The following is a 12,480-nucleotide window of genomic DNA, read 5'->3' on the forward strand; positions in this document are numbered from 1 at the left end:
TGCTCTGTTTTTTTAGATTATATTTTACGGTTTAACTGCTGTTGTAAGGCAGCAATCATATCTGCGCGGCTAATCATTCCGATTAACTTCCGCTCCTCGACCACTGGAATATAATTAAAAGATTTTTCGACAAAATAAGGCACTAGATCTTGAATAGGCTGTGTTGGCAATACTGTCACCACTCTATGACTCATAATCTGTTTCACATAATGCTGCCAAGAGTTTCTTGGGTCCGCTGCACCTTTAAACCATTCCACAACTTCATATAAAGCTAAAGTTCCTACTAGATGATTGTCAGCATTGACCACCGGTAAGCTCATAAGGTTAATATGCTTGAACTTATCCAGCGCCTGATGAATATCATCATCTTCATGCAGCTTAATCACATCACGGCTCATAATATCCTGACAGGTATATTGGTTGACTATGCGTTCGTTGGCATGTTCTTGTGCATCTAAAATAATTTTTTCTAAATCGTACTGGCTAATATCTAGCAATTCAGTGTGGTGCTCTAAAGCGTACTCAATATCTTTCGGTTGAATCGATACTTTTTGAGTCGGTGTTGGGTCTTTGCTACGCTCATTGAGACGTGCAGTAACTGGATAATGTCTTCCAATTAATCTATTAAAAAAGACGGCGAAACCGAGTAAAAGTAACGAGTTGAGTAGAACCGGATAAAAAACGAAATAAAAGCCTAATTTATGAATTGCAGCACCACCTAACACAGCCGTAATCGCGACTGCACCACTTGGTGGATGCAAAGAGTCGGTGGTCATCATTAAGAATATGGCAAAGCCTACTGCGACACTAAAAGCAGTGGTTAAATCAGGAATCCACTGTGCACAGGCAACCCCAATAATTCCGGCTAGCGTATTACCAACAATCACATTCCATGGTTGAGCCAATGGACTGGTTGGCACAGCAAATAAGAGAACAGATGAAGCTCCCATGGGTGCAATGTACCAGGCATTAATTCCACCTAAAACATACCAGCTAATTAAGGAAGAAATTGCTAAACCACACAGTGCTCCAACACCACAAAGCAACCGCTCTTTTAAAGGCAAAACCTTAAAATTTGGTTTTAAAATCTGTAACCATTCTCGCTGTATAACACTCACAGTACACCTTTGGGGATATGCCGTTATTTATAACGGGCAAAAGTATACGCTCAAAGCCACATAAAATGCATTTAAATTATATCTTTCAAAGATAAGAAACCCTGTTGAATTATCTTTTGTTATTTTAAAACTTTAATATTCAATCAATTTTTCATTTAAGTAGCGCCAATAACGTTTCGGCAAATATTGCACATGAAGTTTTATATTCTGACGTTCCGTAATGTTCACGCTCTTAAAATAATCTTTCCAAAGCTGGTCATATAAGACTTCTTGCTCATCTAGCTCCAGCTGAAAGCTTTGGCTCATTCCATTTTTTAAATTACGGTCAACCTCAGAAGCTTCAAGCGAAACCTCATGTATTTCTTTTAAATCATAATAAAGTCCAAACTTACGTTTTTCATCATAAATGAGCCAACGTTGATCTTGATAACGCCGTTTAAAATGCGGCTGAATGAGCGGTAAAACATTAAAATCAGGCCGAACCAAACTTAAAAACAGCTCATCTTTGGTTTTCTTAAAACGAATAAAAGCTTCCATCCGATGCTTCTCTCGCCCAACCTTTTTCGTCCACTGCGAAATTGCCAAAACACTTGGGTGCGAATAATCTTTTTCTATCGAGGAGTGACTAGTAAAAACGTAAATACAGTAATTAAATAAATGCTGATAGGCATCTAAAGACTCAGATAAATAAGCAAAATAAAATTGCCTTAAAGAAGACGAAGAAAGCTTTTTTTGCAACGCGGACCACACACGTTCGGCATGTAGCTCACTATTTGAAACCTCAATTTTATCGGCAAATAAACCATGTTGAGCCGCATCATTCAAACAGAGTCTGACCTGTAATTCTTTGAATTGAAATGCGCGAAAAACGCAGCTGAGCAGTCCGACCATTGAGCCATCAAAATAGTAAGCCACTTCATCATTAAACATAACTAAAACCCAAGGCTTAATTGGGGCGAAAGCTGCTGCACATATTTCGATGAACCTTGCGTTAAAATTTGCTGTCGGATAAAGCTTGAAGACAATTCTTTTTGGAATTTTGGACTGTCTTCACAGTGGATAAAGAATTTTGCTCGCTGATAAGCGACACCTAACTTTTTAAGTAAATCGATGTGGATTTTGCCAAAACGACGAGCTTGCACAATTTTCTTGGCAGATTTCACCCCAATGCCGGGTACACGCAAAATCATTTGATAATCAGCACGATTTAAATCTACTGGAAACTGTTCAGGATGCCTTAAAGCCCAGCTTAATTTTGGGTCGACATCCAGATCTAAGTTTGGGAATTTTTCATTGACGATTTCATTGACCTGAAAACCATAAAAACGCATCAGCCAATCGCCTTGATAGAGGCGGTTTTCCCGCAGTAATGGCGGTGCAGAACCCACTGCTGGCAAGTAATTATTTTCGGTATTAATTGGAATATAGCCAGAGAAATAGACGCGTTTGAGTTTAAATTCTTTATAGTGCTTGTCTGCCATAAACAAGACATCTTGGTCTGACTCTTGATGAGCGCCAACCACCATTTGCGTAGTCTGTCCTGCTGGCACATATTTCGGTACATGCTTAATGATTTGACGTTCATCCTTAAGCTGGATGAGTCTGTCACGTACTAACCCTAAATCTTTTTGCACTTCCTGATGGGACTTTTCTGGTGCAAAAGTCTTTAGCCCAATTTCGGTCGGCATCTCTAAATTAATACTCATACGGTCAGCATATAAACCTGCTTCATGAATAAGTTCAGGCGATGCCCCCGGAATAGTTTTTAGGTGAATATAGCCATTAAAGTTTTCTTCAAGGCGCAACTTCTTCACGACTTGAAGCATACGCTCCATTGTATGGTCGGCTGATTTAAAAATACCCGAGCTTAAAAATAAGCCTTCAATATAATTACGGCGGTAAAAGTTAATGGTTAAGTCCACCACCTCTTGCACCGTAAATGCTGCACGTTGAACGTCATTAGAACGACGTGAAACGCAATAAGCGCAGTCAAAAATACATACGTTGCTAAATAGAATTTTTAAGAGAGATACACAGCGGCCATCTTCGGTATAGCTATGGCAAATTCCTGAATGACTGGCATCTCCTAGACCTTTATCTTTATTTTTACGGTCACTGCCACTTGATGAACAAGACACATCATATTTAGCAGCATCAGCAAGAATTTGTAGTTTTTCTCGAATGCGATCAGACATATCAAACGACTCATTTATGGCATCGTTTAAAAAATATCATTTTGCATTCTTAAATTTAATCCAGTGAAGTACGCTATGCGTCATGAGGTGACGTCTAAAATAATCTGTCTTAATTAACGTATTCTTCTAGTTGTTTTACACGCGCTGCATACTCTTGCATTGGGCAATATGAATACATTGGAGAGCCAATGTATGAACCTGCATTACTACATTCCTGATCTACATAAGCTTTCCAAAGTCTCTGAGACTTTAAAATATCTTGGTAACGCTCTGGCTGTTGATATTCTTCGCTTTGTGTACGAATTTGATCAATCAAAGCAACAATTTTTTCTTCATAAGTCTTTTTAGCTTGTTCAGAACAGCTATGCACGACCATGTTGTTAATGCTTTCAAGCTTCATTTCTTTAATCGTCTGATCAACACATTGGTTATATTCATCTTGCTCATCAGTGTCGGTTTGTGCGTATAGCCATGGACTACAAAAAAGACTGGATAAAACAATGAGTTTGCAGCAAAATTTCAGCATAACTTACTCTCAATTCTATAATTTTTAATATGCTTCAATATAACAAAAATTCTGTAACAGTTGCCTATCGGTATTTAGACATAATAAAGGGACTATTCTTCGCTCCTATACCAGTGCTTATTATTTTGACTTCAATGAGCTCTATGCTTACTTATTTATTCATTATATATCTGTTCTTTTTACCATTCCTTATAGCAACGTCTATATTACTAAATAAATTCAAGCTTCTAAATTTCATAACAATATATTTAACAGCACTAGGTATACTCCTCATCTTTAATACGCTTGCTAACTTATCCTTTAAGACCTTTTTTTCCGAACTTATTTTTAGTTGGATTGGAATCTCTACACTAATTACAGCTTTTAATTTTTGGGCATTATTGACTTGGTATAACTATAAAGATAATAAGACCAAAGAGCAGAACATCAACATTGAATGAACGCTCTGCTAATTGAATATAAAATCCTTATAAGTTGAACTTTCTTCAGCAATAGAAAACTATTCATTTCTCCTATTTATGAAATAGTCCCAATCATTCCGTATAGTGGCAATTTAAAGCTTTACTGATTTTTACAGGTGTTCGGATAGGTTTCATCAACTTTAAGATCAATATTATAAACTGGTTGTATTGGTATCTCCTCTGTACGGTAAGAGCACATATCACGCCATTTCATTGCTTCCTCTTTATCCTTAGGTAGACCATTTAACCCAGAATAATAATTTTGAAACATATTTTCTTGACCATTCGCATAACCAAGATTGGCGGCTTTAATATACCAATCTGTTGAAACTTTACCATTTTCTGTTACCCCTAAACCCTGTTGATAAAGAACCCCTATATTATTCATCCCTGCTGGATTACCCTGCTCAGCAGCTTTTGTATACCAATACATTGCTTTTTTATAGTCTGTATCTACACCATAACCTAGATGATAAAACGTACCTACCCTGAACTGAGCATCAGCATTGCCTGCTTGCGCAGCCTCTTCAGAGAGTTTGAACATCTTAGGTACAAAAGCACTTAAGTCTTCTTTCCGATAATAAAGCGTAGTCAAATTCAATTTAGCTAAAGCACTCCCTTGTTCAGCCGCTTGTTGAAAGAGCTTTTCAATTTCTAAGGCTTTTTTTGCTTCAAAGGCCTCATCACCCTCTTTACTTCGAATCCAATCATTTCTATTTTTATAATATAATAATGCAGCATAATTATTCAGCTCATCTGCATTTAACTTATTGAAATTGTAGTTATATTTAGCTGAATAATAAATCCAATTATTCTTTAAATAGTAAAAGCCAACAAAGCCTAAAAATAATATTAAAATTCCAAAATAATATTTTTTCAAATTCATTCTAAAATAATCTAATTCAAACCATGAAAAATTATCCTATCAAAAGATGTATTAAATACAAAAGATAATAATCTTATTTTAATGGTTCATGGACATTATCAACAGATCATTTTAGAATTTAAAAAACATAACCTACTATGATTAAGATGAATCCAACAACGCCAAATATCGAATACCAACCTAAAATTGCTCTTATTATTACCCCTCTTATTCCGATCAGCCTCTTAATTTTATTGTCTGTACTTACTGGCAAGTTTGCACTTGATCTCCTCTATATTATTGGAATCTTTGTTGGTACTTATTATATTATCTTATTCCCATTACTACTTAAGATATGCCAAGTACTCATTACTAAAAACCGCTTTATCTTTCCATTAATGTGGTTAGGTGCACATGTATCATTTAGCTTGATTTATTTCTTTTTAGCGATCTATGAAAATATTTCTCATAATTTACCAATATTTGATTATGTATTCCCAACTGTTGGACGTACTTTGATCTCAACCTCTACATTCACTGTAAGTTTTATTCTTAGCCTCATTTTTTGGTTTTTTGCCTCATTTCAACCTCGATTAAAAGCAAAACATGTAGGAAAATCCCAGCTAAATGACAGCCAATAATTTTTTATAGGTATAGAAACTAGTCTTTGCCACTCCCCCACAAAATCCTTATACTTAGGGGCAATTTTTCTCATAAATTCGTGGATGCTACATGAGTCGCGCCATCTCGCACATTGATACATTTCAGGGCTTAATTCTTGCCCTACAAAACTATTGGGCCGAACAAGGCTGCGTCGTATTACAACCTTACGACATGGAAATGGGCGCTGGAACATTCCACACCGCAACATTCTTACGTGCTTTAGGGCCTGAAACTTGGAATGCTGCATACGTTCAACCTTCACGTCGTCCTAAAGATGGCCGCTATGGTGAAAACCCGAACCGTTTGCAACACTACTACCAATTCCAAGTAGTACTTAAGCCAAACCCAGATAACATCCAACAGCTTTATCTTGATTCTTTAAAAGCAATCGGGATTGATACGCTTACTCACGACATCCGCTTCGTAGAAGATAACTGGGAATCTCCGACACTTGGGGCTTGGGGCTTAGGTTGGGAAGTTTGGCTTAACGGTATGGAAGTGACTCAGTTCACTTACTTCCAGCAAGTGGGTGGTGTTGAATGTTATCCAGTAACAGGCGAAATCACTTACGGTTTAGAACGTCTTGCGATGTACCTACAAGGTGTTGACTCGGTTTATGACCTTGTTTGGACCAAAGGCCAATTTGGTACTGTGACTTACGGCGACGTATTCCATCAAAATGAAGTTGAACAATCGACTTACAACTTTGAATATGCTCCAGTTGAAAAACTATTTGAACTCTTTGACTTTTATGAGTCAGAAGCAAATCGTTTAATTGAAGCAAAACTTTCTCTTCCTGCTTATGAGCAAGTGGTTAAAGCGTCTCATACCTTTAATTTGCTTGACGCACGTGGCGCGATTTCTGTGACTGAGCGTCAACGCTACATTTTACGTGTACGTACTTTAGCTCGTGCGATTGCACAAAGTTATGTACAAGCACGTGCAGAACTTGGCTTCCCAATGGCAGAACCACACTTGCGTGATGAAGTATTGGCACAGCTAAAAGCACAAGCTGAAAGTGAAGCAGCAAAGGCGGAGAAAAACTAATGAGCAAACACACTGTTTTATTCGAACTTGGCTGTGAAGAGCTTCCACCAAAAAGCTTAAAAAACTTACGTGATGCATTACAGGCAGAAACGGTAAAAGGCTTAAAAGATGCTGGCTTAAATTTCGCATCTATCGAAGCTTATGCAGCTCCACGTCGTTTAGCGCTTAAAATTGTTGATATCGATGCTGCTCAAGCTGATACACAAAAACGTTTTGATGGCCCTGCTGTTCAAGCGGCTTACGATGCAGAAGGTAAACCGACTAAAGCACTCGAAGGCTTTATGCGTGGTCAAGGGATTACTGTTGATCAGCTTTCTACATTCCAAGCTGGTAAAGTTGAAAAAGTTTGCTATTTAAAAGATGTGAAAGGTCAAAGCCTTGATGCTTTACTGCCACAAATTTTGCAAACTGCACTAGACAACTTACCAATTGCTAAGCGTATGCGTTCTGCTGCAAGCCGTACCGAGTTTGTACGTCCGGTTAAATGGGTTCTCTTACTTAAAGATGCTCAAATCGTTGACGCAACTATTCAAGATCATAAAGCTGGTAATGTGACTTATGGTCACCGTTTCCATGCCCCTGAAGCTGTGACGTTAGCGCATGCAAATGACTACTTAGCTGCTTTAGAAAAAGCATATGTCGTTGCGAACTTTGAAAAACGTCAAGCAACCATTCAAGAACAAGTGAAAAAGTTAGCTGATGAAGTTAATGCAACTGCAATTGTTCCAGCTGACTTACTTGATGAAGTAACAAGCCTCGTTGAATGGCCTGTTGCTCTTCGTGCAAATTTTGAAGAGCGCTTCCTTGCTGTTCCTCAAGAAGCACTTATTACGACAATGCAAGACAACCAGAAATATTTCTGTTTGATCAATAGCGAAGGTAAATTACAGCCTTACTTCATTACTGTTTCAAATATTGAGTCTAAAGATCCGATTCAAATTATTGAAGGTAATGAAAAAGTTGTTCGTCCTCGTTTGTCTGATGCTGAATTCTTCTTCTTACAAGATCAAAAGCAACCGCTTGCATCTCGTAAAGAAAAATTGGCAAACATGGTATTCCAAGCACAGTTGGGTACGCTTTGGGATAAATCAACACGTATTGCAAAACTTGCTGTTGCATTATCTGCAATCACTGGTGCAAACCCAGCAGATGCTGAAAAAGCTGCATTACTAGCTAAATGCGACTTAACATCTGAGCTTGTAGGTGAATTCCCAGAACTTCAAGGTATTGCGGGTACTTACTATGCACGCATTGAAGGCGAAAATACTGAAGTTTCAGAAGCTTTAGGCGAGCAATATTTACCAAAATTTGCTGGTGATGTTTTACCAAAAACCAAAACTGGTACAACGATTGCCCTTGCTGACCGTTTAGATACCCTTGTTGGTATTTTTGGTATTGGACAAGCGCCTACAGGTTCTAAAGACCCGTTTGCTCTTCGTCGTTCAGCAATTGGTATCTTACGTTTAATCATTGAAAATGAATTAGATGTAACGATTGAAGAACTGGTAAATCTTGCACTTCAAGGTTATGGCGGCATCGTGAAAGACCACGACAAAACGCGTGCTGATGCTGTTGCATTCTTGGAAGGTCGTTACCGTGCCAAGTATGAAGACCAAGGTGTTGCTGTTGATGTGCTTCAAGCGGTTCAAGCACTTGCACCAAAATCTCCACTTGATTTTGACAAGCGTGTAAATGCTGTAAACCATTTCCGTGCACTACCTGAAGCTGCTGCACTTGCTGCTGCAAACAAACGTGTTGCTAACATTCTTGCAAAAGAAGCCGCACCAGAAGGTTCTGTAGTTGAAGCGAACTTGGTTGAAGATGCTGAGAAAGCATTATTTGCTGAGCTTCAAGCAGTTACTCCAGTTGTTGAGCCATTACTCGCGGCAAAAGACTATACGGCTGCTCTTTCTAAGCTTGCAGCACTTCGCGCGCCAATTGATGCATTCTTTGATGGTGTCATGGTGATGGCAGATGATGCTGACCTGAAAGCAAACCGTTTACGTTTATTGGCTCAGTTACGTAACCTGTTTACTGCTATCGCTGATGTAAGTGTATTGCAGGGTTAAAATTATATAGAAATTAATTTTTGTATAATTAAGTCTTATTAAAACCATGTTTTTGATTTAAATCGGAAACATGGTTTTTTAATGATTTCTTATTGAAGAATTTCGCTCAGTAAAATTATAAACGATTATTTTGCAATCAATTAATAAATAAGAATTATTTACCACCTTCACATTTAATCCATAATTCAATAAACTAGAACAAATAATTACCAAACTTAACAAAGTACCATTGCAATGAAAAACTTAAATTTATTACTTATATCAACATTATTATTTACTGGATGTGCAACAACAAAGTCTATTCAATATCCAGCTGCGGGTAAGCAAACATCTATTTCAGTTTCGTCAGAACAACTTTCTTCAATGACTGAATCAGGTGCAGGTGATTACTTTGTAAAGGATAGCCAAATATTAGTTGGTGATTCAAGTAATGCTTCTGCCAGCCCAGTTTCTGGAATGTTTGGCCTTATCGGAGTAGGTGTTGCAATGGCAATTGACAAAAATGCAAATAGTTCAACCATTGAAAAAAGCTCTCTTAATCAACCTATTAAATTTGACCAGTTAATACAACAAAAAATTACCGACTCTTTCACCCAAAATAAAGCAGATACCACACTCAAACTGCTAGGTTTAAATCAGGCATCAGAAGTCAAAATTGTGCCTTATTCACGTCTTTCTTTTCGTGAAAAGCCAATTGTAAAAGTAAATTTTGGTTTAAAGACCCAATTCAAAAATGCGGCAGACAATAATGCAGATACAAAACGCTTATATCACTATGTGAGTAAGGAACGTATTTCTTTATCTGAATGGGAAGCTCAAAATAATTTATTATTTATGCAAAAAGCAGATCAAGCATTTAGCGCTCTTAGCCAAGTGTTCACTTTAGATTTACAACATCAATTAAATTTAACAGCATTTGATGAGAACAAGCAAAAGAACTGTAAAACCAATGCAGATACATCCTTAGTTTCTTTTATTCAAACTCCTGACAATTTATGTGTTGGTGTAGTTAAAACAAGCAAAGGGGATGTATTTCAAAATAATATTTATATCGTTGAACAATAATAAAAATTACTAATTAATATCAAGTGATATAGATTAGAGAATTACTTAAATTTAAGTAGTTCTCTCATTTAATTAAACAAACTCTTTAATTTCTTCTAAACTTTTCGATGGCTCAAACCACATAAAATCATAATCGGCCACATCATGAATATAAAACGGATCATTTTTCATAATTTCTTCAGCTTCTTGAATCGAAGAGCTTAAAACTAAAATCACTCCACCTACCCTATTTTCTCGACGCCCCGATGCCAAAAATTTCTTCTGCTCATAGTAATAGTCTAAAAATGCAATATGCTCTTTCAGTACAGTATCAACTTCGGCTAATGGTTTTTTATAGGTCAAGGTAACAACAATCATTTCATTCTCTTAAAGGAAGTAGCACATGACATAGAAGGGTTAAACTACTGATAGCTTATCTATAGTTTACTCGATAGTACGCCGATTCCCCCAATTCATCCACACTAAACTCCCCACAATAATCACTCCACCTAACAGCACAATGATTGATGGTTTTTCATTTAAGAAAATAACTGCCAAACTCATTGCGACAATCGGCGAGCAATATAAAAAATTCGATGCAATCGTTAACGGCATATTTTTAAGTACATAGCCCCAAAGTACATAAGCCATCGCACTAGGGAAAATACCCAACAACACAATCGACATATTGGCCTGCCAAGTGGCATGTAAAATTTCAGCAGACAACTGCGCGCTATAGAACAGTAAAGGAATGGTTCCGAACCAAATGATGTAGCACATCATGCTCAAAGCATCATAATTTAAGGCAAATTTTTTATATAAATTAAAGTAAATCGCCCATGCAATTGCCGCCAAAACAATTAACAAACCATAAGGGCTCGGCACACCAAAACCATGGTCACCACTAACCACTAAAACAGCACCGCAAAGACCTAATAAAATACACAACCACTGTTTGAAACAGATTTTCTCTTTAAAAATCAAAGCTGAAACTATAAAGGTAAATAGCGGAATAGATTGACTTAAAATGCTAGATGCAACCGCACTGACATATTGCTGACCCGTATTTATAAGTAAGTGATGCAAGGTCACAGAGAAAAATCCTAACACACCAAGCGCAGGAGCATCTTTCCACTTTAAAGGCTGAATCCCTTTTTTCATGACCAAAAGTAGTAAGAAAACTGATGCAATCAAAAAGCGAAGCAAGGCAATATGCTGCGGTGTATATGAATGCAAAGCACTGTGTACACCAATAGGTGAATAACCCCAACAAAAGACGGTCACAGCAATACATAAATAGAGCTTAAATGCAGGAGGCTGTGTTTCGACAGCAAGTGAAATTGCCATGTTAAATCTGCGCTAATGAAATGGAACTCTTTCATCATATGCGCATGGATAGTTGAATAAAATTAACTTATATTGAGTCTAATATTCATTAAAAGTGAATGATAAAACATGGATATCGCTCAGTTAAAAATGTTTCAAACGGTGGTTGAATGCGGCACGATGACCAAGGCATCTTTGCAGTTACACTGCGTTCCATCTAACATCACGGCGCGCATTAAACAACTTGAAGAAGAACTCGGTGCACCTCTGTTTTATCGGGAAGGGAAAAGTTTAAAGCTCACTCCATCTGGAGAAATCCTTCTTAATTACTGCCAAAAAATTTTAGCGCTTTGTGATGAAGCAAAACGAAGCATTCATCCTGATGCACCACCCTCTGGTCCATTAAAAATTGGGGCTATTGAATCTTCTGCCACAACCCGTTTACCTAACTTACTCGCGAAATATCATCAACGCTATCCAGAAGTTTCCATTCAAATTATTACTGGCACATGGAAACAGCTATTAGTTGATATTTCTCAACATAAACTCGATGGTGCGATTGTCGCGGGAAGTATTGAATTTCCAATGTTAAATAGGCTCAGTATTTATCAAGAAGAAATTATTTTAATTGCCCCAGAATCTTTCGGTGAAATCCACTGCCAAGAAGACCTGATTGGTAAAGAAATTTTTATGTGGACTGAAGGCTGCCCTTACCGCGCTGCACTTGAAGAATGGCTTAAGCTCAAAAATATCTCACTTCCAATTACCAGCATTACCAGTTATGCCACTATTATTGGTTGCGTGAGTGCAGGTTCCGGTGTGTCTTTAGTGCCAAAGAGTCTTTTTGAGCAATATAAAAATTTAACCAATATTCGAGGCTATAAATTTGAACATCTTGCCTTTATGCAAAACCAGTTTTTCTGGCATAAGAATGTGAGTAACCACAAAGCGAGAGATATGTTTTTAGAATTGATTAAGTCAGAATTTATAGCCTAACTTTGCATTCAAATAAAATCTCCCATGTAAAACCCTATGCTTTACATAAAATAATGATGCATAAAACACATCACGACATTTTAAATATTTTAATTTTATTCATATAAAACAAAATCTTAATATTGTTTAAAAATTAATTATAAAAACATAAACTGCATGACCCATCCGTT

12 protein-coding genes are annotated in these 12,480 nt (G+C 37.2%); 5 read left to right on the forward strand and 7 right to left on the reverse strand.

All coding sequences use genetic code 11. The features are described 5' to 3' along the window. Nucleotides 1-17 precede the first annotated feature (17 nt). From HL290_RS16090 to HL290_RS16110, 5 genes are all read right to left on the reverse strand, one after another. The gene (locus tag HL290_RS16090; RefSeq protein ID WP_004639579.1) at nt 18-1,118 is read right to left on the reverse strand and encodes an HPP family protein; all 1,101 of its coding nucleotides are present in this window, start codon (nt 1,116-1,118) and stop codon (nt 18-20) included. A 132-nt stretch (nt 1,119-1,250) separates the two neighbouring features. Continuing rightward, nucleotides 1,251-2,048, reverse strand: coding sequence for a TIGR03915 family putative DNA repair protein (locus tag HL290_RS16095; RefSeq protein ID WP_198496992.1), 798 nt, complete (start codon nt 2,046-2,048; stop codon nt 1,251-1,253). Between the two features lie 2 nt (nt 2,049-2,050). Next, nucleotides 2,051-3,313 carry a putative DNA modification/repair radical SAM protein gene (locus HL290_RS16100; RefSeq protein WP_198496993.1) on the reverse strand — a complete coding sequence of 421 codons (1,263 nt, stop codon included), beginning with the start codon at nt 3,311-3,313 and terminating at the stop codon, nt 2,051-2,053. A gap of 109 nt (nt 3,314-3,422) precedes the next feature. Continuing rightward, nucleotides 3,423-3,839, reverse strand: coding sequence for a lysozyme inhibitor LprI family protein (locus tag HL290_RS16105; protein WP_198496994.1), 417 nt, complete (start codon nt 3,837-3,839; stop codon nt 3,423-3,425). Between the two features lie 561 nt (nt 3,840-4,400). After that, nucleotides 4,401-5,186, reverse strand: coding sequence for a tetratricopeptide repeat protein (locus tag HL290_RS16110; protein WP_198496995.1), 786 nt, complete (start codon nt 5,184-5,186; stop codon nt 4,401-4,403). Between the two features lie 137 nt (nt 5,187-5,323). On the opposite strand from HL290_RS16110, the gene HL290_RS16115 reads away from it, so the two are divergent. The 4 genes from HL290_RS16115 to HL290_RS16130 all read left to right on the forward strand — a co-directional run bounded on the left by HL290_RS16115 (nt 5,324) and on the right by HL290_RS16130 (nt 10,009). Next, the gene (locus HL290_RS16115) at nt 5,324-5,806 is read left to right on the forward strand and encodes a hypothetical protein (protein ID WP_003653714.1); all 483 of its coding nucleotides are present in this window, start codon (nt 5,324-5,326) and stop codon (nt 5,804-5,806) included. A 91-nt stretch (nt 5,807-5,897) separates the two neighbouring features. Further along, nucleotides 5,898-6,875, forward strand: a complete 978-nt coding sequence (glyQ, locus tag HL290_RS16120) for a glycine--tRNA ligase subunit alpha (RefSeq protein ID WP_002044989.1) — start codon at nt 5,898-5,900, stop codon at nt 6,873-6,875. Beyond that, the gene (gene glyS / locus HL290_RS16125; protein WP_198496996.1) at nt 6,875-8,944 is read left to right on the forward strand and encodes a glycine--tRNA ligase subunit beta; all 2,070 of its coding nucleotides are present in this window, start codon (nt 6,875-6,877) and stop codon (nt 8,942-8,944) included. The genes glyQ and glyS overlap by 1 nt, the downstream gene beginning before the upstream one ends. A gap of 234 nt (nt 8,945-9,178) precedes the next feature. Continuing rightward, on the forward strand, nt 9,179-10,009 hold the full coding sequence (locus tag HL290_RS16130; protein WP_035358211.1) for a hypothetical protein: 831 nt from the start codon (nt 9,179-9,181) through the stop codon (nt 10,007-10,009). Between the two features lie 72 nt (nt 10,010-10,081). Here HL290_RS16130 and HL290_RS16135 read toward each other — a convergent pair whose 3' ends face one another. Beyond that, the gene (locus tag HL290_RS16135) at nt 10,082-10,366 is read right to left on the reverse strand and encodes a YciI family protein (protein ID WP_198496997.1); all 285 of its coding nucleotides are present in this window, start codon (nt 10,364-10,366) and stop codon (nt 10,082-10,084) included. Between the two features lie 66 nt (nt 10,367-10,432). After that, on the reverse strand, nt 10,433-11,335 hold the full coding sequence (locus HL290_RS16140) for a DMT family transporter (protein ID WP_198496998.1): 903 nt from the start codon (nt 11,333-11,335) through the stop codon (nt 10,433-10,435). Nucleotides 11,336-11,443: 108 nt separating this feature from the next. Between HL290_RS16140 and HL290_RS16145 the strand changes: the two genes are divergently transcribed. Continuing rightward, complete coding sequence (locus HL290_RS16145) at nt 11,444-12,310, forward strand: LysR family transcriptional regulator (protein WP_198496999.1); 867 nt, start codon at nt 11,444-11,446, stop codon at nt 12,308-12,310. The last annotated feature ends 170 nt before the right edge of the window (nt 12,311-12,480 follow it).

The sequence above is a fragment of the Acinetobacter sp. AC1-2 genome, assembly GCF_016124155.1.
Classification (GTDB): domain Bacteria; phylum Pseudomonadota; class Gammaproteobacteria; order Pseudomonadales; family Moraxellaceae; genus Acinetobacter; species Acinetobacter calcoaceticus.